General features: G+C 33.1%; 19 protein-coding genes. 1 reads left to right on the top strand and 18 read right to left on the bottom strand.

The features are described 5' to 3' along the window. Nucleotides 1–44: 44 nt before the first annotated feature. The 7 genes from CCE28_RS05170 to CCE28_RS05140 all read right to left on the bottom strand — a co-directional run bounded on the left by CCE28_RS05170 (nucleotide 45) and on the right by CCE28_RS05140 (nucleotide 8231). A complete protein-coding gene (locus CCE28_RS05170; protein ID WP_095131666.1) occupies nucleotides 45–1130 on the bottom strand; it encodes an ABC transporter ATP-binding protein in 1086 nt (361 codons plus the stop codon). Between the two features lie 15 nt (nucleotides 1131–1145). After that, nucleotides 1146–1796 carry a beta-phosphoglucomutase gene (gene pgmB, locus CCE28_RS05165; RefSeq protein ID WP_095131664.1) on the bottom strand — a complete coding sequence of 217 codons (651 nt, stop codon included), beginning with the start codon at nucleotides 1794–1796 and terminating at the stop codon, nucleotides 1146–1148. Between the two features lies 1 nt (nucleotide 1797). Beyond that, nucleotides 1798–4134, bottom strand: a complete 2337-nt coding sequence (locus tag CCE28_RS05160) for a glycoside hydrolase family 65 protein (protein ID WP_095131662.1) — start codon at nucleotides 4132–4134, stop codon at nucleotides 1798–1800. A gap of 79 nt (nucleotides 4135–4213) precedes the next feature. Beyond that, nucleotides 4214–5455: a sugar ABC transporter substrate-binding protein gene (locus CCE28_RS05155; protein WP_095131660.1), complete on the bottom strand. Its 1242-nt coding sequence runs from the start codon at nucleotides 5453–5455 to the stop codon at nucleotides 4214–4216. 20 nt (nucleotides 5456–5475) lie between these two features. Next, nucleotides 5476–6309: a carbohydrate ABC transporter permease gene (locus tag CCE28_RS05150; RefSeq protein ID WP_242972905.1), complete on the bottom strand. Its 834-nt coding sequence runs from the start codon at nucleotides 6307–6309 to the stop codon at nucleotides 5476–5478. Continuing rightward, a complete protein-coding gene (locus tag CCE28_RS05145; RefSeq protein WP_095131658.1) occupies nucleotides 6309–7199 on the bottom strand; it encodes a carbohydrate ABC transporter permease in 891 nt (296 codons plus the stop codon). The genes CCE28_RS05150 and CCE28_RS05145 overlap by 1 nt, the downstream gene beginning before the upstream one ends. Nucleotides 7200–7241: 42 nt before the next feature. Further along, nucleotides 7242–8231 (bottom strand): LacI family DNA-binding transcriptional regulator, encoded by a 990-nt coding sequence (locus CCE28_RS05140; RefSeq protein ID WP_095131656.1) that lies wholly within the window; start codon nucleotides 8229–8231, stop codon nucleotides 7242–7244. 351 nt (nucleotides 8232–8582) lie between these two features. Here CCE28_RS05140 and CCE28_RS22720 point away from each other — a divergent pair, with 351 nt between their 5' ends. Further along, nucleotides 8583–9413: a methyl-accepting chemotaxis protein gene (locus CCE28_RS22720; RefSeq protein ID WP_095131654.1), complete on the top strand. Its 831-nt coding sequence runs from the start codon at nucleotides 8583–8585 to the stop codon at nucleotides 9411–9413. 79 nt (nucleotides 9414–9492) lie between these two features. Here the strand turns inward: CCE28_RS22720 and CCE28_RS05130 are convergent, their stop codons facing one another. From CCE28_RS05130 to CCE28_RS05080, 11 genes are all read right to left on the bottom strand, one after another. Next, nucleotides 9493–10494 (bottom strand): LacI family DNA-binding transcriptional regulator, encoded by a 1002-nt coding sequence (locus tag CCE28_RS05130; protein WP_095131652.1) that lies wholly within the window; start codon nucleotides 10492–10494, stop codon nucleotides 9493–9495. A 45-nt stretch (nucleotides 10495–10539) separates the two neighbouring features. Further along, nucleotides 10540–12489, bottom strand: coding sequence for a beta-galactosidase (locus CCE28_RS05125; protein WP_095131650.1), 1950 nt, complete (start codon nucleotides 12487–12489; stop codon nucleotides 10540–10542). A gap of 84 nt (nucleotides 12490–12573) precedes the next feature. Next, entirely contained in the window at nucleotides 12574–13620 is a 1047-nt protein-coding gene (mglC, locus tag CCE28_RS05120; RefSeq protein WP_242972904.1) for a galactose/methyl galactoside ABC transporter permease MglC, read from the bottom strand. A gap of 16 nt (nucleotides 13621–13636) precedes the next feature. Then, nucleotides 13637–15154, bottom strand: a complete 1518-nt coding sequence (gene mglA, locus CCE28_RS05115) for a galactose/methyl galactoside ABC transporter ATP-binding protein MglA (RefSeq protein WP_095131648.1) — start codon at nucleotides 15152–15154, stop codon at nucleotides 13637–13639. A gap of 136 nt (nucleotides 15155–15290) precedes the next feature. Next, a complete protein-coding gene (gene mglB, locus CCE28_RS05110; protein ID WP_095131646.1) occupies nucleotides 15291–16343 on the bottom strand; it encodes a galactose/glucose ABC transporter substrate-binding protein MglB in 1053 nt (350 codons plus the stop codon). 459 nt (nucleotides 16344–16802) lie between these two features. Beyond that, on the bottom strand, nucleotides 16803–18152 hold the full coding sequence (locus tag CCE28_RS05105; protein WP_095131644.1) for an MATE family efflux transporter: 1350 nt from the start codon (nucleotides 18150–18152) through the stop codon (nucleotides 16803–16805). 152 nt (nucleotides 18153–18304) lie between these two features. Further along, entirely contained in the window at nucleotides 18305–18802 is a 498-nt protein-coding gene (locus CCE28_RS05100) for an FMN-binding protein (RefSeq protein ID WP_095131642.1), read from the bottom strand. Nucleotides 18803–18916: 114 nt separating this feature from the next. Continuing rightward, nucleotides 18917–20041, bottom strand: coding sequence for a YibE/F family protein (locus CCE28_RS05095; protein ID WP_095131640.1), 1125 nt, complete (start codon nucleotides 20039–20041; stop codon nucleotides 18917–18919). An 87-nt stretch (nucleotides 20042–20128) separates the two neighbouring features. Continuing rightward, nucleotides 20129–21565 carry an alkaline phosphatase gene (locus CCE28_RS05090; protein ID WP_095131638.1) on the bottom strand — a complete coding sequence of 479 codons (1437 nt, stop codon included), beginning with the start codon at nucleotides 21563–21565 and terminating at the stop codon, nucleotides 20129–20131. A gap of 128 nt (nucleotides 21566–21693) precedes the next feature. Beyond that, entirely contained in the window at nucleotides 21694–22650 is a 957-nt protein-coding gene (locus CCE28_RS05085; RefSeq protein ID WP_176461666.1) for an ABC transporter ATP-binding protein, read from the bottom strand. A 13-nt stretch (nucleotides 22651–22663) separates the two neighbouring features. Next, nucleotides 22664–23668 (bottom strand): ABC transporter ATP-binding protein, encoded by a 1005-nt coding sequence (locus CCE28_RS05080; protein ID WP_095131636.1) that lies wholly within the window; start codon nucleotides 23666–23668, stop codon nucleotides 22664–22666. Nucleotides 23669–23676: the final 8 nt, after the last annotated feature.

The raw sequence follows: 23676 nt of genomic DNA, 5'->3' as shown, positions 1-23676 counted from the left end.
GTAAAAAAAGACTCTAGTGAAAATATCCACTAGAGTTTTTTTCATTACTTAATTCTTAATTCAGTTTCCTTATCAAATATATGAATTTTATCCTTAATAAATTCAAGACCTATTACTTCTCCTATTTCCACTTGTAAACTTGGTTCTACCCTTGCAATCATGTTTTTCCCATCCATATTTAAATATAAGTATGTTTCTGATCCTAACATTTCCTTTACTTCTACCTTAGCCTTTATTGGTGATTCATTGTTTACTAATATGTTTTCTGGTCTAATTCCTAGCACTACATCCTTTCCAAGGTATACACTCTCTTCTAGACTCTTAGTTCTTTCCTTTGTAATACATATGTTATGACCCTTATAATCTAGTGATACCCCATTATCTTTAACTACTTTGCAGTCTATGAAATTCATTTGAGGTGATCCTATAAATGATGCAACGAACATGTTTGTTGGATTAGTATAAATAGTTTGAGGGTCTGCCACTTGCTGTAGTATGCCGTCTTTCATAACTGCTATTCTGCTTCCCATAGTCATGGCCTCTGTTTGATCATGGGTTACATATATGAAAGTAGTTTGTAATTCTTGATGTAATTTACTAAGTTCCGTTCTCATTTGCACCCTTAATTTTGCATCCAAGTTAGATAATGGCTCATCCATTAAGAATACTTTAGGCTTTCTTACGATAGCACGACCTAGGGCTACCCTTTGTCTTTGTCCACCAGATAGTTCCTTAGGCTTTCTATCTAATAGGGATTCTATTCCAAGGATATTTGCTGCTTCCTTTACTTTCTTGTCTATATCTTCTTTACTTAGTTTTCTTAGTTTTAAACTAAAGGCCATATTATCGTATATGGTCATATGAGGATATAGGGCGTAATTTTGAAATACCATGGCAATATCTCTATCTTTAGGTTCCACCTCATTTACAATCCTATCTCCTATATACATTTCTCCAGATGAAATATCCTCAAGGCCTGCTACCATTCTTAAGGTAGTGGACTTACCACAGCCAGATGGCCCTACTAGTATTAAAAATTCCTTATCATGTATTTCTAAATTTAGATTTTTTACTGCATGAAATCCATTAGGATATTTTTTCTCTATATTTTTAAGTGATAAACCTGCCACTTTCATCTCTCCCTTTTATAAGCTCATGAGTCTTTCCATATTCATTTCGTATAAGCCCTTTATTTGAATATGAGCATCCTTTAATGTGTCTGCTTCACCTACTCCAATGGCTACCATTCCAGCTCTCTTAGCCGCTTCAATTCCAGCTTCTGCATCTTCAAATACTATGCAGTTTATAGGATCAATTCCTACTGCCTCAGCCCCTTGTAGGAATACTTGCGGGTCTGGTTTTGCCTTTGTGACACATGTTCCATCTATAATAGCATGAAAACAATCTATCAGATTAAGCTTCTCTAATATGGTTTTGGCATTTTTACTAGCCGACCCTAAAACTACTTTTATATTGTTTTCCCTTAAAAGTTCTATAAACTCTTTGGCACCTTCTAATATTTCACTCTCATCCATATTAGCAATATATTCCTTATACCATTCATTCTTTTTAAATGCCAAATCTTCCTTTTCTTTTTCATCTAATGTTTTATTACCTATTTCTAATATTATTTCAAGGGATCTCATACGACTAACTCCCTTTAACCTTTCATTATCCTCTATGGTAAATTCTATGTCCAATTCCCTAGCAAGCCTTTGCCATGCTAAGAAATGATACTTAGCCGTATCTACTATAACTCCATCCAAGTCAAATATTATAGCTTCTATATTTTTCATATTAATTTTCTCCTATTCCTATCTTTACTTCTCCTTTAGCCTTTAGAAGAATATGCCTATCATAATGTTTAATAGTTATATCTTCACCTTCTAATAATCTATATGTAGTTCCATTTTTATTTATCAGTACATGTATTAAACGACCCTTATGAATAACTTTAAAATCGTATTCATCCCATTTCTTTGGAAGACAAGGTTTAAAGCTTATATTATCTCCAAATACCCTAAGACCTCCAAAGCCATTTACCACACTCATCCAAGTTCCAGCCATGTTAGCTGCATGAACTCCATGGGTAGTATTTCCCTTATGGTCATCTAAATCCATTCTTGCCGTTTTCATAAAATAGTCATAGGCCTTTTCATGATATCCTATTTCACTTGCCATAATACTAAATATACAAGTAGATAAAGATGAATCGTGAGTAGTTATCTTTTCATAATAATCGTAGTTTTTCTTCTTTTCCTCTAGAGTAAAGTTTTCACCTAATAGAAATAAGGCTAAAACTAAATCTGCTTGCTTACATACTTGATGTCTGTATATTACTAGGGGATGGAAATGTAGTAAAAGCGGATATTTTTCCTTAGGAGTATTTTCAAAATCCCAAACTCCCCTTTCAAAGAAATTATCATCTTGAGCGTATAATCCTCTTTCCTTATCGCATGGTACATACATTTCATCAGCAGCTCTTTTAAATAACTCTAACTCTCCACCCTTTAAGTCAATTTTTTTAGCTAATTCTTCATAGGCTTTAGGTTCATTTTCTTTTATCCAAGTTGCAACTTCATTAGCATAACTTAAGTTAACCTTTGCAATTAGGTTAGTGTATATGTTGTTATTTACTATGGCTGTGTACTCATCTGGACCTGTTACCCCATTTATACAAAATCCTTTCTTTTCTATAAATGTGCCTAAATCAGCCCAAAGTCTTGCCGTTTCAAAGATCATTTCAGCACCATATTTTAGTAAAAATTCTGTGTCCTCTGTAGTATCCATATATCTCTTAATAGCTAATGCCACATCTCCATTAATGTGATATTGAGCTGTTCCTGCTGGATAATAGGCTGAACACTCTTCCCCTGCTATAGTCCTCCAAGGGAATAATGCACCTGTAGGATGAGCCATTTCTCTAGCCCTTTCCCTTGCCTTGTCTAATATACTGTATCTATATTCTAATAATTTTCTACTTATTTCAGGATGATGATACAGGAAGAATGGTAACATATAAATTTCTGTATCCCAGAAATAATGCCCTTCATAACCTTCTCCTGTAAGGCCCTTCGCAGCAATATTAGTTTTTCCATCCCTACCTGCCGATTGAAGCAAGTGGAACATGTTAAATCTAAGGCCCTGTTGTAACTGCTCATCTCCTTTTATATGTACATCTGCCTTATACCAATATTCTTCTAAATAATTTATCTGATCTTCTAATAATCTTTCAAATTTATCTATCTTAGCTCTTTTAACTACTTCCTTTGCCCTTGGTATAAGTTCTTCTTCTTTTAAATCTCTAGATGTAACATAGGATATATATTTATTTAATGTAATCTTTTCATCTTTCTTAGCTTGAATCTTATATATAGTCTCAACCCTGTTGTCCAGTTTGTTATTTTCAATTTCATATGAATTTCTCGTTTCAATTTCATTTTCCATGGCACAAATTACTTTAAATTTAGTATTTTTTGTTCTTTGACCAACGAATCCAAAGGAATCTTCTATATTTATATCCTCTGTAGTGAGTACGGACCCATCAAAGCTTGAACCTACCCTTGGATCATCTTTAGTACTCATGTTAGTTACATTTCCATCTATTACAGATACTAATTTTACCTCTTCTTCAAAGTTAAGTGCTGTAACACTATAGTTTATTGCTGCTAAATTTTTATGTTTAAAAGAAACTAATCTTTTGCTTTCAACTTTAATTTTCTTTCCTTTAGGTGATGTCCATATTAATTCCCTTGTAAGTATTCCTTCTTTTAATCTAAGTACTCTTTCATATTCATTAATTGTTCCCTTTGTTAAGTCTAATTCTTCCTCTCCTAAATAAACCTTTATAATCTTTCCATTAGTAACATTTAACATTGTTTGCCCTTCTTTTGCATATCCGTAGGCAACTTCTCCATATTTAATCACATGACTATCGTAAAAACCATTTATATAGTTTCCTTCAATTCCAGTTCCATCAGGTCCATTATATCCTTCTTCAAAGGTCCCTCTCATTCCTATATATCCATTTCCAAGGGAAAAAAGAGTTTCATAATGGGCATTACTTTCTATATGAAATTTACTTTCTACAATATTCCATTCACTGCAGTCATTAGTATTCAATTTGTTTGTCATAACTTATCGCTCCTTGTAAAAGATATATAATCTCATAAATTTTGTGGGACATATGTTTTTTCATATGTCCCACTATACTTTACTTGTTCTTAGCTTCTTCTATAATTGCTGCATATTTGTCTAGTGTTTCTTTTACGTCCTTACCTTCAATAGCAATTTCTCTTAAAGCATCATTTAAGGCCTTATCTACCACATCCCAGTAAACAACATTTGGTCTAGCTTCTGCCACTTGAATAGCTTCATTAACCGCTGCAAAGTATGGTTGTTGCCACTCTTCAACTTCACCATAAGCATCAGTTCTAGCAGCTGGCCATCCCATTTCAGATACCAATATTTCTTGAGTTTCTTTACTCATTAAATACTTCATAAATTCAAAGGCTAATTCCTTATTTTGAGATCCTACTGGTATACCAATAACTTCTCCACCTAATACTCTAGACTTCTTAACTGGTCCTGTGAAAGACATAGCTGGTTTAATTTCTTCCTTTTCTCCATCCTTAACAATTACATTTACAGCAAATGGCCAGTTAGCTCCATAGTATACTGATTCAGTTGCTAAGTACTTGTTCATAGTATTCCAGTCAGCTTTCTTAGTGTCTGGAGATAAGTATTTATATAATTCTTGTAAGAATGTATAAGCTTTTACAGATCCTTCGTCATTAAGTACTAGAGGGTCTCCTCCTGCCTGTCTAATAAACTCGAATAATTGTACAGTAGTATTTGCATCTAATGTACCTTTAATAGCAACTCTTCCTAAACCTTCTTTTTCCTTTAAAGTCTTAGCCACTTCTAAAAGTTCATCCCAGTTAGTAGGAGGCTTAAGTCCATATTCATTAAATTTATTCTCATTGTATAAGTTAATTTCCACATTTGGTCTATAAGGCATAAAGAATAATTTGTCACTAAATTCTCCAACTGGTACTAATGATGGAATAATTTCTGCTGGTATTAGTTCTCTATACTCACTTAAATCTTCAACTAGACCCTTATCCACAAGTTGAGCTAAAGCCATATTGTCTTGTGTAATAATGTCTATTTCCATTTTGTCTGCTTCCTTCATAGCCTCTAACTTAGTAATTAAGTCTGTAGGCTCAATTTGTAGTGGCTCAATCTTTACATTATTAGCCTCTTCAAATTTTGGAAATACTTTTTCCTTCATTACTTCCCACTCAGATTCACCAAGTGCCATACTAACTCTTAAAACCTTTGCCTCTTCTTTCACTTCTTCCTTTGCAGCTTCTTTGCTTCCGCAACCGGCAAAAGCTCCAAGTGCAAGAGCTGAAATAAGGAATAATGATACAACCTTTTTAAAGCTTTTCATATTAATCCTCCTAATTATTTTTATTTTATAGCCCCACCTAAACTATCTGACTTCAGATGTTTCTGTAGTGCATATGTTATTAATGCCACTGGTATAGCAAGTATTGTGGCATAAGTAGCAGTTTGGAAGAATCCTCCCCTATTAATGTAGTAATATACTTGTAGAGGTAGAGTATTCTCTGATAATGATAAATATAATGCGTAGGTAAATTCATTCCATGAATTTAACCATACATATAAAGCAGCCACCGCTATACCAGGCGTCGCAATAGGTATAACTATGCTAATTAAAGCTCTGATTCTAGAAGCACCATCTATCATTGCACTTTTTTCAAGATCAACAGGGATTGTTTCAAAGGTACCTACTAAAATCCAAGTTATAAATGGTAGCTGCTCAATTAAATGGGCCAATACTAAACCAAGATTTGAATCTATTAAGTTCCACTTTATAAACTTTACAGATATGGGTAATGCAATTCCCACATTTGGGAACATTCTTGTAAAGAATAAGCTTAATATAACCACATATTTAACTTTTTTATCTAATCTAGATATAACGTAAGATGCTGGTGTTGCAATTATAATGGCAAATAGTGCCGTAAAGGAAGCAACTGTAAATGACCTATTGAATGCAGGCCATAACTTACCCGATGCCAATACCTTACTCCAATGCTTAGTCGTAAAGTTATGTATTAAGAATGTAGGGTGTTGTGTTAACACATCTGCCGGTTTACTTATAGATACTTTAATCAATATATAGATTGGTATCAAAGTGGCAATTGTAAATAATATTAACAGCGGAAAGGAAATTTTATTTACAACCGTCCCAAACTTATCCTTTTTAATTTCGTTCACTAGGCTAACCCCTCCCCTTTATCTACATACTTTAGATATAATAATATGAATGTAAATATGATTACTAGTAGGATAGTAGATGCTGCTCCTGATACATTTGGATTGTTATAAACCCTATATTCTTCAAAGGCAAATGTTGCAAGAACAGGAGTACTCTTTCTTGCTAAAATCATTGGTAACTCAAATATCCTAAATAAATCTACAGCCCTTAACACTACAGTCATTGTAATGGCTGGTTTAAGTAGGGGCAGTGTTATATTTGTAAAGGTTTGCCACATGGAGGCTCCGTCAATTCTAGCCGCTTCATATACGGTACCCGGTATAGACTCTAGACCTGCTAATAGAAGTAATGTAACTATTGGAGTTACCTTCCACATATCTCCAAATACTACTAAAAGTATAGTTCTCATACCTCCCTCAGCCCAATCTATTGGTATAAATCTATAAGTTTCTGATATAAGTCCTAAATACTTTAAGGCTTCACTACCTCTATATAAAACTTCATTGAAATATCCTTGTGTATCAAATATATAAAGTAAAGCCACACCTGATACTATGGTTGGGATACCCATTGGTGTTAATATTAATGCTCTAAATATTCCCTTTCCTTTAAATGCTCTTTTTAGCATTAAAGCCAAAGTTAGTCCTACTGTCAATTGAGCTATTAACCCTAATAATGCTATAACTACCGTATTGAAAAACGCTTTCCTAAAGTCGTCTCTTCCAAATAGATAATTATAATTAGATAAACTAAATTCATTAGTAGCTCCATCTAAAAAACCAAGTCTTATGGTCTCTAGCACAGGTACTAATGTAAAGTACATAATATAAAGGGTTAAAGGTAAAATTAAAATTATTTCAAAACAATATTTCTTTAGAAATTTGCCCATATAATCACCTCTTGTAATCGTTTACATTCATATTAAAAATTTTTACGCACTCTCTCTTTTTATTAACTCATGTTCTAATACTATCTTATGATTTTCTACTTCTTCTTTATTTAGCAGCTTAGTTAAAAGTCTCATTCCTACTGCACCCATTTCATATAGGGGTTGAGATAGGGTAGTAAGGGATGGATATGTCATTTTAGCCATATTTGTATTATCAAAGCCTATTACGGCCATATCCTTAGGAACTTTGTAGCCAGATTCTAAAACTGCTCTTATTATACCTACTGCCATCTCATCACTAACAGTGAAAACAGCATCAGGTTTTTTTTCTAATTCAAGTAATTTTTTCATGCCAGTGTAGCCACTTTCAAATTTATAGTTTCCTTCCACAATGAAATCTTTATTTATAGTCTTTCCTGCATGAGACATGGCATTTATATATCCATTGTATCTTGGAAGACCTGCATTAGGGTCCGTCATTTGACCTCCTATTAAGGCAATATTTTCATAACCCTTTTCTATTAAGTAATCTACTGCATCCTTAGATGCTTTAACATTGTCTATAGTTATAGATGGTAAATCCTTATAATCTGTAGATATTAATACTATTTCTATTCCCATCTTTTTCACTTTCTCAGCTAATTGATCTGTAAATGTATTACTCATATATATAATTCCATCCACTTGCTTTTCAACTAAAATATCTAAATACTTAGATTCCTTTTCTCTGTCTAAATCCGTATTACATAATATTATATTATAATTAAATTCATTAGCCACATCTTCTATTCCTCGTACTACCTCAGGAAAAAAGTTACTAGAAATGTCTGGTATCATTATTCCGATTGTTCTAGTATTCTTTACTTTTAAACTTCTAGCAATTGCATTAGGCTTATATCCAGTCTTTTCAATTGCATCAAGTACTCTTTTTTCTGTTTCTTCTTTTACATTAGTATTTTTGTTAAGAACTCTTGATACAGTTGCCACTGATACTTCAGCCATTTTTGCAACGTCTTTTATACTTATTGCCATAATGACTCCTTTCATGTAAACGTTTACAACTGAATTATATCATTTCATTTTATTTCTTTCAACCTATTTTCAATTTTCTGTATAATCAAACTTCAACAACAGCTTGTCTATACATGTATTTGTCTACTGTCTAGTCTTTTAATTTTTTTTTATAATTTTTTATTTTCCTATAAATCATTTCTATATGCACCTTTCACAATTTTCTTCTTATATGTGAAAGAACTCTTATAATGTTGTTCTCTTGTCTGATTTTTTAGAATTTTTTGTTATTCGAAGTCAATTATTATATAATATAAACAGCAATAATATAAATTATATACTAGAAATTCCCATACAAAGGAGGAGAATATTTTGGGCTATAGTGAAATTGACTTTTTTGATTCGTTGTTGAAAGTAGGAGAGTATATTAAAGATATTGTAGATGAGGATGCATTCTTTTCCCTCTCAGATAGAGAAAAGATTTTAAAATATATACCTGGAGATGAATTGGATATAGATGATAAGGAAGGTTCTCTATTAGCAAGAGGGACTATGATGTATGAATGTGTAACTAATAATAAAAAGGTCACCAGAATAGTTCCTAAGGAAGCCTTTGGTGTTCCATTTAAAGGAATTGTAATTCCTATTAGAGATGACCATGGACAATGTATTGGTACTATAGGAATAGGAAAGAGCTTAAAAAAGCAAAATACTTTAAATGAATTGTCACAAAATGTGGCCCATGCCCTAAATGAAATCACCACTAATATAGATGAAGTCTCAAGTGGTGCCATAAAGATTTCATCTGCTACTGATGAAATTTCTACAAAAAATAGTGATGCTAGAAAAGAAGTTGATAAAACAGATGATATATTAAAATACATAAAAAAGATTTCAGACCAAACTAATATGTTAGGATTAAATGCAGCCATAGAAGCAGCTCGTGCTGGAGAATTAGGTAGGGGTTTTTCTGTAGTAGCCGAAGAGATTAGAAAACTTTCTGATGAAACTAAAAGTGCTGTAAGTAATATTACTACCATATTAGAAAACATAAAAACTTCTGTTAATGAAGTTACCACTTCCATTGATGACACTAATCATATTACTAAGGCTCAAGCAGAAACTACTAAACAAATAGTTACTGCCGTAGAAGAATTAAATAAAACTACTGGACTCTTAGCTGATTTAGCTAAAGAGCTTTAATAAATAGTTTAGCAGCTAGAAATTAGTACTAAAATTTTATTTTAAAGTACTAATTTCTAGCTGCTAAACTTTATATGATTTATTTACAACTTTCTCTAATTATTAATTCACAAGGTATTACAATTTTCTTAGGTATTTCCCTATTATCCTTTATTCTTTCAAGTAACAAATCTACAACAGTAGTTCCCATAAACTCCGTGTGAACCTTTACAGTAGTAAGGGGTGGCACTAGATAATTTGATGTGGGAATATCGTCAAAACCTATTAAACTCACATCTTCAGGAACTTTTATATTAGCTTCGTGCAATGCCTTCATGGCTCCAACTGCCATGGAATCACTAGCTATAAAGAAGGCTGTAGGAAATTTATCATTTTTAATAGCTTCCTTCATAAGATTGTATCCATCTTCTGCCGTGAAGCTTCCTAAATAGACCTGTTCTTCACTAAACAAGTTATTCTTTTTCATAAATTCACAATAGGTAAGTTCACGTTCATCACCTATATGTACTTTATTTTCCCCTACATATTCTCTACCACCTATATAGCCAATATGCTCATGGCCAAGTTGAAATAAATATTCAAGTACCTCAAGTACTGCCTTTTTAAAGTCAATTACAACTGAGTCGTATATCTTTTCATTAGGGGAATAATCTACAAAGGCAATATTCTTTGAATAGCTAGAAAACTTCTTAACGTCTTCCTTGCTAAACTTTCCTATTCCTATGACTCCATCTAAATTCCCAAGAGCCTTAGCTGGGTATTTATCCTTATTTTTAAATATGGTTATTATTTCAACTTCCTTATTAAAGCACTCCTTCTCAATGCCTTTTCTTATGGATAAGTAATAAGGATCACCCAATTCTTCTTGCTGAGAATACCAATGCATAACTCCTATTCTAATTCTTTTAGTACTTTTATTATTTCTCTGCTTCGGAGTTTTATAATTTAATTCTTCAGCCGCTTCAAAAACTCTTTTTTTAGTTTCATTTGTCACCGAAAGGGTTTTATCGTAATTTAACACTCGTGACACTGTAGAAAGTGAAACATCTGCTAACTTTGCTATATCTTTTATAGTAGCCATTAAACTCTTCCTTTCACACTGCAATCTCCATTTTTATATTATAGTCTATCCCTTTATAATTTTACTCTCATAAGGCTCTATAATAGTATTATTATAATCTAATTCCTCATCCGTATGATTAGTTATAAAGAACCATCTTTCATCATTCAAATGTCTCATATATACTTCTAAGCCTTCTTGAGATTTAATATGTTCAATATTATTTTCAATTACTATTTTTTCTACCACCTGCCCTATAGTACTATTATCTACCCCTGCACCGACATAATATACTTTTCCCGATTCATATTCATTTTCAGTAATACAAGATTTAGTATTATAAAATTTATCATCATATCTATATAACTCTTTAGCTCCCTCAAGGCTTATTAAATCACGCCAAACTTCACATTTTCCCTTTTTCCCATTATACTCACCCATTCCTATTATTTCAACTGTGCCACCTTGGCCTAAGGATTCTGATTCTTCAATTTTAATCCCTGTCATCTGCCTTATATGACTAGGAAATGGATTTTTAAAATTAAGATTATTATTCCTATCTTTGATTCCTGACCTAAAGGAGAATACTATTGATCCTCCGTCTTTTACAAAATTTTCAAATTTCTTTGCTAATTCTTCATCTATTATGGACATGACTGGCACTACTAATACTTTATACCCTTTAAAGGATTTTTTAATACTTATTACATCCATATTAGTATTTAAGTCATAAAAGGGCTTGTATAGTCTTAATACTTCCTTAGTAAAATTAAATTCACTAGATTGTCTTTGATAATTCCATGACCAAATATTATCAAAATCATATAATAGGGCTACTTGGGCTTTTATTGGACTTTTAACTAGTTCTTCATGTCCTTTAATATGAGTCATAAAAGATTTTACTTCCTCATATTTTCGTCCCTTTTCGTTATGTTGATCTATTATCCCTAAGCAAAACTGTTCAGCTCCCCTAGTCATTCCACGCCATCTAAAGAATAACATGTTTTTACAACCATGGGCCATAGCTTGGTAAGCCCACATTTTAGCTTGATTAGGTCGTGGTAAATATCCTATGAAATCGTGGCCTTGTGCTCCCATTATTTCTTCTACTATCCAGTAATTTTCATTCTTAAGTCCCCTTATATAATCTAAAGTCATGGCTATATGATGACTTTCTATGGGCTTTTCTAACCCTCCCCATACGGGATAATTATCATAGGATACAAAATCCAAATCTTCTGATAATACATTTTGATCGTAAGCCCTATCAAAGAAGCCTCCAAAGAAATTATGGGTAATTTCTTGTTTCTCTCCTTTGAATTTTCTTATATGTTCTATTTGTTCCTTTCCAAATTTGTTTATGGAATAGGACCTAAATCTAGCATGTTCTAACTTTAGAGTGGGGTTATGGGTAGTAATAGTAGGTTTTGGTAATGGAATTTCACTAAAGTCATTATAAGTTTGACCCCAAAATATAGTTCCGCATACTTCATTAAATTTATCTATAATCTCATATTTATCCTTTAAATACTCTATAAATTTTTCTTCACATTGGTCACAATAGCACATATCGCTACCTTCATGACCAAATTCATTATCCACTTGCCAGCTTATTATGGATTCTTCATTTTTATAGTGGCTAACTAATTTCTCTACTATTATCTTTGTATACTTCATATATTCTTTAGAATTAAAACAATATTGCCTTCTTCCTCCAAAGACCCTAGTATGCCCTAACTCATCTTTAGACAATATGGATGGATGTTTTTTAGCAAGCCAAGCTGGAAAGGTAGCCGTTGGAGTTCCAAACATGATTTTCAAATCATATTCCTTAGCCTTTTTTATGACCATATCAAAATATGAAAAATCATACTCCCCTTCCCTCTTCTCCATCAGGTGCCATGCAAACTCTCCTATCCTAATAATATTAGAACCCATTTCCTTTATACGTGTCAAATCTTCATCTATCATACTAGTATCCCAATGTTCTGGATAATAATCTACTCCTAAGTACATACGGTGACCTCCCACATAATTACGGTTTATCTATGTGTTTTAAAAAAGGGGTAGTTAATTATTAAACTACCCCTTTTTGTGAAATTATTTTCTCTTAATATATTTTCTAGAATCTATTGCTACGGCTGTAATAATTATTAAACCTTTAATTATAAATTGTAAGTATGGATTTACTCCTATGAACGATAATCCATAGGCGATTACTTGGAATATTAATACCCCTGTAACAATTCCACCTACAGTACCTATACCACCCGAGAAGGAAAGTCCTCCCACGATACATGCAGATATGGCGTCCAGTTCGTACATATTACCCGTGTTGTTAGTTGCAGTACCTATACGTGCAGCCTCTAGTGTTCCACCTAGTCCATATAATATTCCACCTAACATATAAACTAATAATAAGTACTTAACTACATTTACACCAGATACTATGGCTGCTTCTTGGTTTCCACCAATGGCAAATATGTTTTTACCAAACTTAGTTTTATTCCATAATACCCAAACAACAAAAGTAACTATAGCTGCATATATTACAAGGAATGGAATCTTAAATCCAGCAATCTTAAATGCTCCTTGAGCAAACTTTGTAAATCTAGGATCTAAACCTCCAATAGGCTGAGCCCCATAAGGTGGTCTATCAAAATATATGGAGTTTACACCATATACTATTACCATCATTCCCAATGTGGCAATGAAAGGGTCTACCTTTAATTTAGCTACTACAAATCCATTTGTTAATCCAATAAATCCCGTTATTACCATAACAAGTACTATTATCATAAACATCATAAATAAATTTAATTCTGGTAAATTGGGATACATTTTATATGCATAATCTGATGCTTGCAATAAAGAAGCAGAAATAACTGCTGCAAGACCTACTTGACGACCAAGTGATAAGTCGGTTCCCTTTGCCACGATAATACCACCAACACCAAGGGCCATGATGATACGAGTAGATGCTTGTGATAATATATTTCTAAAGTTTCTTAAGGATATAAAGTCTGGTTCAACTGATACTATAATTATTAAAAGACCAATAAGAACTAAAACTATGGCATTATTCATCATCCAATTTAGCACATTTTCTTTCTTAAATGTCCCTTTGCTTTCATTAACTGCTGACACAATTATCCCTCCTATTCTATAAATACTTAGCTGATAGCTTTAATATTTCCTCTTGAGATGTGTCTTTAGTATTTACTATTCCAGCTAATCTTCCATTACTCATTACTAATATTCTGTCTGTAACTCCTAGTAATTCTGCCATTTCAGAGGATACCATCATGACACCCTTTCCCTTATTGGCAAGATCAATCATCAATTGATATATTTCGTATTTAGCCCCTACGTCTATACCACGAGTAGGTTCATCCAATAATAGAATTTCAGGTTCTGTAAGTAGCCAACGACCAACAATAACCTTTTGTTGATTTCCTCCTGAGAGGGAACTTATATGAGTTTTATGAGATGGTGTCTTAACCCTCATACTGTCTATAACCCACTTAGTGTCTTTACCTATCCTAGCAAAGTCTAGTAGACCAAATTTGTTTATATAATTATCTATGTTAGCTATAAAAGAGTTAAAAGTAATATCTAGCATAGAGAATATTCCCGTTGCTCTACGCTCTTCTGTTACTAATGCAAAACCATTTTTTATAGCCACATGGGGATTTTCATTATTTAATTTCTTTCCATGTAAGTAAATAGAACCACCATTTACATTTCTTGCTCCAAATATGGATTCTATAAGTTCTGTTCTTCTAGCTCCCACAAGACCTGCCACACCTAATATCTCACCTTTTCTAAGCTCAAAAGATATATCTTGAATTGAAGGTTGATAAGTAGCAGTTAAGTTCTTAACCTCCATTATTACTTCACCTGGAGTATTTGTCATAGGTGGGAAACGATTAGTTAGGTCACGTCCAACCATTAAATTTATTATTTCGTCTGTAGTGATTGTTTTAGCGTCTTTAGTGGCAATCCATTGACCATCACGCATTATAGTAACATCATCTGCAATTTGCTTGATTTCTTCCATTTTATGAGAAATATATATTATTCCTACGCCTCTTTCCTTTAAGGCTCTTATGATTTTAAATAAATGGCCAACTTCCTTTTCCGTTAAAGATGAAGTAGGTTCATCCATTACTATTATTTTAGAGTTATAAGAAACGGCCTTAGCTATTTCTACCATCTGACTTTCAGATACGGGTAAACTCTCTACCTTTCTACGAGGATCTAAGTTAATATCTAGGTCCTTAAATATTTTTAATGTATCATTGTACATTTTTTGTTCATCTATGAATAATCCCTTTCTAGGAAAACGTCCTAGCCAAATATTGTCCATTATGTTAGTACTTTGTACTTGATTAAGCTCTTGATGTACCATGGATACACCATTATCTAGTGCTTGTCTTGATGAATTAAACTTTACACTCTTTCCTTCAAGTAAAATTTCACCTTCATCCCTATGATATATACCAAATAAACACTTCATTAAAGTTGATTTGCCTGCACCATTTTCTCCCATTAAGGCATGGACTGTTCCTTTTCTTACTCTCAAGTTTACTTTGTCTAATGCTTTAACTCCTGGAAACTCCTTAGATATTCCCAACATTTCTAATAGATAATCTCCATTGTTTCTACTAACTTCTGCCATATTCAAGCCTCCTTTCACATTATTGCAAGCATAATTATATTAATAAAGATGCATATGCATTTAAAATGCACCATGCACCTTTTATTAGTATTAATAAGGGGTCGGTTATTTAAAAATAACCGTCCCATAGTTTTTATTATTCAGCGTAACAGTCTTTAGCTACTTGGATATTGTCCTTAGTTATAGCTAAGTAAGGTACACGAACTGCTTTCTTGTCATCAAGTTTCCACTCAGTTCCTTCTAATACATCCTTACCATTAGCAACGTTAATAGCTAAATCTACAGTTGCTTTACCTTGGTTTGCAGCATCGTTAAGTACACTACCAACTAAAGTTCCCGCTTCAATTTGAGTTAAAGCATCAGGGATAGCATCTACACCAACTACTGGCATAAACTTATCTCCTTCAAAGTATCCTTCAGCCTTTAATGAGTTAATAGCTCCAAGTGCCATAGCATCGTTGTTAGCTATAACGTACTCAATCTTGTCTCCATGCTTAGCAATCCAAGCATCCATTAATTCTTTACCCTTTACAGAGTCCCACATTCCAGTTTGAAGTTCTAATTCTTCAACTTCAATACCTTTTTCAACAACAGTTTCTACTGCATACTTAGTACGAGCTTCTGCATCTGGATGTCCTGGCTCACCCTTTAATAATACGTATTGGATTTTACCATCGCCATTTTTATCCCATGCTGGATTTGCTTTCCAAGAATCAGCAATTAATTCACCTTGGATAACTCCAGATTCAGATGAAGTAGTTCCTACATACCAAGCTTTATCATAAGAAGCCATATCTTGTTCACTTGGCTCTTTGTTAAAGAATACTACTGGTAACTCAGCCTCTTTAGCCTTAGAGATAATAGTAGCTGCCGCTTGAGGGTCAACTAAGTTGATAGCTAAAGATTTTACACCCTTAGAAATCATCATTTCTACTTGCTCATTTTGCTTAGCTTGATCATTTTGTGAGTCATTTAACACAAGTTCAGCTTGATCTCCTGCACTCTTTTCGATAGATCTACGTACGAAAGACATGAAGTTATCGTCAAACTTATAGATAGTTACACCTATCTTTGGAGCACTTGCTTCTGCTTCTGGTTGAGCTTCTGAACTTGATTGCTCAGATGATCCACATGCTGCTAGTGAGAACATTAGTGTTAATATCATTAACACCGATAATAGTTTTTTCATAAACAATCCCCCATTTAATTTTTTTCCACAATTTTCATGGAATCCTTTTCCTACTTAAATTTTAGTAAAATTTTAGTAAACTGTCAATGAATTTTTTATTTTTAGAAATTTTTTAGTATTAATTCATTAACACTACCTCTTGTCCCCTTTACTAAAATTCCACATTACATGTATATGTACTAGTTCTTTAATACATTACATTATTTAATGTCTCTTTTTTTATTAAATTTTTTACTAAAAAATAAAAAAACCATACTTCGTATGCATCGTTATGGAACCCTATGGTTCCCTTCGACGATTGCTACCGCAATCTGAACACCTTCCTTTAAAGAGGCAGGGTAATTCTTCCCCTACAACCCCTTACTTTTTTTACTTATTCACAGATCGAAAAATTTATAATTTTCTTGTAAGTAAAAAAAGATTGTTCCATAATTTTTTAAATAATGGAACAATCTTTATCTACTCTACAGAATACATTTTTTTCATTTCATTTTTTAATAAAAATCCAGTTACTGCGGTTGATAATATATCTGCTATAGGATATGCCATCCAAATTCCTATTAAACCTAGATTTCCTATTCTTGGTAATATTAAAACTAGTGGAATTAAAAATAACACCTGTCTAAGTAGTGATAATATTAAGGCTGGTACAGCCTTTCCTATAGATTGAAACAATGTGGATCCTACCACTTGTACTCCTATAACAGGTATTCCTGCTATTATGATTCTAAGTACACTTGCACTACTTTCTATAAATGCCTTATCCTTTGTAAACACTTTCATAATTAAATTAGGAAATAACTCCCCTATTAATACACTAGTTGTAGCTAATATTGTAGTGACTATAATAGATAACTTTACCGTTTCCTTAACTCTACTAACCTTTTTCGCTCCATAGTTATACCCAACTATAGGCTGCATACCTTGAACTACTCCAAACAAAGGCATAAATAAGAACATTATTACCTTATTTACAGTTCCATATATGGATATGGCCATATCTCCACCATAAAACTTTAGAGAGTTATTTACTACAATGGCAACAACACTTCCTGCCGCTTGTCTTGTAAAGGATGAGAAGCCCACTGTAAATATTTCTTTTACAATGGATCCTTCTAATTTCAAGTGTCTAATCCTAATTTTTAATGCGCTTTTTCCTCCATACATGTAAATGCCCACATATACAAGGGATGCAAATTGAGAAATAATAGTGGCCCATGCTGCTCCAGCAATTCCCATATTAAATACAAATATAAATAGAGGATCTAGTATAATGTTTAAACCAGTACCTATTACCATTATTATCATTGATGCTTTAGCATTACCTTCTGCCCTTATTAAATTATTAGCACAAACTACAAAGGGAAAATATAGGCTTCCTAAAAGTATTACTTTTAAATATTCCATTGCATAAGGAAGTATATTCTCTGTAGCTCCAAATAGTCTAAGTATAGGTTCCATAAATATAAAACTAAATACTACAGTAATTATACTTACAATAAATACAGATATGAAAGAATTTCCAGCAACCTTATCTGCCCTTTCTATATCTTTGGCTCCAAGACTTCTAGATAGGGCAGATGCTCCTCCAACTCCAACCGTCTGAGCTATGGCCATTATGATCATTTGTATGGGAAAGGCTATTGCCAAAGCTCCTATGGCTATGGTTCCTACTCCCCTTCCTATAAATATAGTATCTACTATATTATATAAGGCATTAACTATCATTCCCACCGTTGCAGGCAATGATAACTTCATCAACACTTTGCTTATTTTCTCATTTTCTAACATATAACTTCTTTCGTTCATATTTTCTCCTCCTGCATTTACAATTATATGTTAAAATTTACATTTTGTAATAGATTTAATAAATTGTTAATACTTTTTTTAGTTCTCTATCCATAAAAAAATAGTGATTAAGTATATATTATATACTTAATCACTATTTTTTATTTTAAAATCTATTTAGCTTCCTCTAGTGCCTTTTCTGCTAATGTAAAGAATTCTGAAACTTTAATAGATGCTCCAGAAATTGCATCCGTATGTCCTTCATCATCCGTATATTTAATATTTTTTGGATCTTGAGTTTCTATTAAGTATGCTTCCGCTAACTGAGCTTGTTCATGCCAAGGTGCTTTAGCTCCTGCCTTTTCTACCATTGGATATTTACCATCTTTAGAAGCATCTTTCTTAGTTGCTCCCTCTTCATCTACTCCATTCCAATCAGCTGAAACTATTTTTCCATCTTTAACTTCTATAGAAACTGTTGCTTTCCATCCATTTTGGAATTCATCACCTTCTGCCTTATATACACCATCTTTATATGCAACTTCTTCAGCCTTTTGTTCTACTTGAGTATTTTCAGTAGCTGCCTCTTCCGGCTTTGAACCACAACCTACGAATAATCCTGCTGCTACTACTAATGTCATACCTATTAATAAAGCTTTCTTCTTTAACATTTATTGTTCCCTCCAATGTGTTTGTCTATTACTATATGTCCAACTAAATTATAATAATTTCGTTAACACATTGTCAATAGATAATTTATATCATTTGATTATTTTTATCATCAACTAATTAGTTACATTTTCTTTTACTTTACTATATATAATACCTGCTACTATTGCTGTAATAGGGGCCACTAATACTAATCCTATACTACCTATTACGGTCCTCATTATTTCTGCTGATACTATTTTGAAATTTATTATTCTATTAAAACTAGAGTTTTTATCCATAAAAAGCATAAGTAATGTTAGATACCCACCCGAATAAGCCAATAAAAGGGTAGTTGTCATAGTTCCTACCACATCTCGTCCCACATTAAATCCTGATTTTATAAGGTCTTTCATGGAAATATTGGGTTTATGACTTTTAATTTCATACATGGATGATGCCACATCCATGGCTATATCCATGGCTGCACCTGAAGCTCCAATTACTATGGCCGCATAAAATATTTTTCTCATATCTAGATCAAGATGTCCATTAAACATTAGGGTTTCTGCAAAGGGGGCTGTCATTCCATACAACTCCATCCTACTTCCAAAGAATAAGGTCAATCCTATAGTTATGGACAGTCCTGTTATGGTTCCTACAAAGGCTGCCACTCCCTTTTTAGTAATTCCAGATATGGAAAATAAAATTATTGCCGTAAGTAATACTAGTACCCACATGGATAATAATAGTGGGTCCTTTCCTTCAAGGAGTCCTGGAATTAGAAATTTCCATATGACAAACAAACTCATTATAAATGAGAATAATGCCTTAATTCCTATTTGCTTTGCAAATATAATTAAGCATATTACGAAAGTACCAAATAATAGTACATGGTAGTTTTGTCTATATAAATCAATGGCCTTACTATCTGCTATTTTTCCGTCTTCGATCCTAATGGCTACTATTATTGTGTCTCCCTTTTTATAGGTATTTTCCACTGATAAATTGCCCACTAAAGTATTTAGAGAATTAGTAAATTGTCCTTTAAATTCTCCTTCTAGTATCCTCACTTCTAAATTTTGCACTCCCATATTTGCAATATTAGACTGTATTAAATTATCATTGTTCACCTTCATAACTCTAGCCTTCACTTCAAATACATCTTCTATCTTTGAATCATTCTCCCTATCAACTATTAAAATTCCAACTACTAATATCATTAGTATTATCATAACTACGCTGCTTTTGTAATTTCTCATACTTTAATGCTCCCATCCAAAATAAAGAAACGTTATATGTAATATGTCTATAATTCAAAAGCTGGGTTTCCCCAGCTTTTTGTATTCTTATAATTCTCCACCTATGATTTTAGCTAATTTTTTAGCTATCATAGTATTATCATTGTATCCGCTGAAATCTTCAGCATTAACGCCAACAGCTGTAAGTGGAATTGGTACTCCAGAGTGAGCAAAAGTAGTCCAGTAAATATTAGCTCTATTAGAAATCACGTGAGCTACGGCAATGGCAGTAGGTTCCTTAGTTAGGTAACCATATTCTCTCTTGCTACCTTCAATACCTTTGTCTTCTAAATCCATAGCCTTTTCTATTTCTGCTCTTTCTTTTTCAGTTAAATTTTCTAAGCTATATACTTTTTCTATATACTTAAAGTATTCTTCTCTATTTCCATCATATTTCTTATCTTCATATCCTATAGCCTCTGTAGAAGCTTTCACATCAAATAGTTCTTCTAAATTTAAGAAATAATCAAGACCCATACCTAATCCAAGTCCACCAGTTTCGTGGTCAGCAGCAACTATAATCAAAGTATCCGCTGGATTCTTTTCATAGAATTTATAAGCCTTTTTAATAGCATCATCAAATGCTAATACGTCATGAATAGTTCCAACAGGATCATTTGAGTGAGCTGCGTGGTCAATTCTTCCACCTTCAACCATCATAAAGAATCCATCTTCATATTGAGATAATACTTCAATACCTTTTTCAGTTAATTGAGATAAACTAGGAGTATCTAAAGTACTTAATCTATCAATATCATATGGTAAATGAGAATAAGATAAAGCTGCAAATACTTTTTCTTTTCCCTTTGGAGCAAACTTTAAGAAATTAGCACTATCCTTTTCCCCTGCAAATACGTTGTATCCTAAGCCTGCAAATTCCTTTAATAAATCTCTTTCATCTTTTCTCTTAGATTTTCCAAATTCCCATGCCTTTGGTGCAAAGTGTCTATATCCACCACCTGCAAAGAATTCCACACCACTATCTAGGAAGTCTACTGCTATTTCATTTTCATTATCTCTATTTACATTGTGAGATGCAAAAGATGCTGGTGTAGCATGAGTTATTCTAGTAGTACTTACTAGACCTGTAGCATATCCCTTTTCTTCTGCTAACTCTAGTATAGTTTTAAGATCTTTTCCATCTGGAGTTTTAGATATAACTCCATTATCAGTTTTATGTCCAGTAGCAAGGGCAGTTCCTGCAGCTGCTGAATCTGTAACTAATGTGTTAGATGAATAAGTAGTTTTAAGTCCTGTCACAGGTAAAGTATTCATCATTAACTTCTTAGATTTATCATTGCTAGCTTCTTGTAAAAATAATTCCCCCACTTGTCTTTGTGATAAGCCTAAACCATCACCAATGAAATAAAATATGTACTTAGGTGCTTTAACTTCCTTAGCCTCTCCAGCATAAGCAATACTAGATGTGAATGCTAAAGTAAGGATTAACATAAGCACAACAAGTCTCCTCATATTTCTTTTCATACAATCTCCTCCTCAATTTGGATTTTTTTACCATGCACGTATATTATAACTTTTTGTTTGTCCTAGGAGCAATAGTTTCTACATATCTTTTCATAAAATTCATAATATTAAAACAATTTTAACTTTCTTTACTTTCTATTAACAATATGACATGCAACAGAATGATTTTCACATATATTTTCTAAGGTTGGTTCCTTTAACTTGCATATTTCCGTTGTATAAATACAACGATTTGAGAATCGACAGTTTGTCTCTGGATTAATAGGAGAAGTAATCTCCCCCTTTAATATTATCTTCTCATGGGTTTTCTTAAGGGTTGGCCTTGGAATTGCTGATAATAAAGCTTTTGTGTAAGGATGTATTGGGTTATTAAACAACTCTTCTGAAGGGGCTCTTTCAACAATTTTCCCTAGATACATAACTGCTATTTCATCTGCAAAATGATTTACTACGGATAGGTCATGAGTAATAAAGATATAAGTAAGCCCTAGTTTTTCCTGTAACTCTTTCATTAAATTGAGTATCTGTGCCTGAATGGAAACGTCTAAGGCGGACACAGGTTCATCGCACACGATAAACTTTGTATCTAGAGCCAAAGCCCTTGCTATACCAATTCGTTGCCTTCTTCCTCCATCAAGTTCGTGGGGATAGGTATTAATTAATCGCTCTGAGAGCCCTACTAACTCCATTAGCTCAAGAACCTTTTCAAAGCGCTTTTCTTTATCCTTGATTAGCTTATGTAACTTAATTGGTTCTTCTATAATCTCACTTACTGTCATTCTTGGGTTTAAAGATGAAAAGGGATCTTGGAAAATCATTTGCATTTCTTTTCTGAGTTTTCTCATTTGATCATTACTTAAATCCATAATGTTCTTTCCATCATATATTACTTCTCCACCAGTGGCTTCTAATAATCTTAAGAGAACTCGTCCCGTTGTAGATTTACCACAACCAGATTCCCCCACAAGGCCAAGAGTTGTTCCCTTTTTTAGTTTAAAACTTACATCATCTACAGCATGCAACATGCCCTTTGGGGTCTTAAAATATTTCTTCAAATTTTTTACTTCTAGTAATATATCAGACACTTAATAACACCCCTTAATATTTTTTATCTCCATACTTTAAAGTATAGTTCTTATTGTCCTTATAAATATGACACTCTACAAAATGGCTTTCACTAAAGATAATTTTCTCTGGCTTCATGGTTTTACACTTATCCATGGTATAATCACATCTATCACAAAAGGCACATCCCTTTGGTAAGTTATAAGGATCTGACATTAAGCCTTTAATAGGTTTTAACTTAGCTTTTCTATCATCAATATTTGGAATGGAATTAAAAAGTCCCTCCGTATATGGATGCTTTGGATTTTCAAATATATCAACTAGACTTCCCTGCTCTACGATTCTTCCTGCATACATAATAGCCACTTCATCACATACTTCTGCCACTATCCCTAGGTCATGGGTAATCATAATCATGGACATATGTAACTTTTCCTTTAAGTCCTTCATTAGTTCCAATACTTGAGCCTGTATTGTTACATCTAGAGCCGTTGTTGATTCATCTGCAATGAGTAACTTGGGGCTACAGGCTAAAGCAATGGCAATAACAACCCTTTGTTTCATGCCACCTGAAAACTGATGTGGATATTCAAGCATTCGTCCCTTTGGAATACCCACTAGTTCAAGCATTTTTTCTGCTTTTTTCCTGGCTTCTTTGTTGTCCACCTTTTGATGAATTCTTATTACTTCTGCAATCTGCTCTCCTACTGTAATAACAGGATTGAGTGCAGTCATAGGATCTTGGAAAATCATTGAAACAATCCTTCCCCTAATCCCTTCTAGTTCCTTTTCTGTTTTTTCCAATATGTGAATACCATCTACCCTAATGGAACCACTCACTATTTTTCCTGGAGGCATTGGAATTAGATTTAAAATAGAAAGGGCCATAGTTGTTTTTCCCGCCCCCGTTTCGCCTACTAGACCTATAGTTTTACCCTTATTTAGGCACAAGTCAATACCATTCACAGCTTCCACAATGCCATCATCTGTGTCATACTGAATCACAAGGTTTTCTATTTCCAGTGTTTTATTATTCAAATAATCAC

The sequence above is a fragment of the Anaeromicrobium sediminis genome (genome assembly GCF_002270055.1).
Lineage (GTDB): Bacteria > Bacillota > Clostridia > Peptostreptococcales > Thermotaleaceae > Anaeromicrobium > Anaeromicrobium sediminis.
This window is presented reverse-complemented; position numbering and strand designations above follow the sequence as displayed.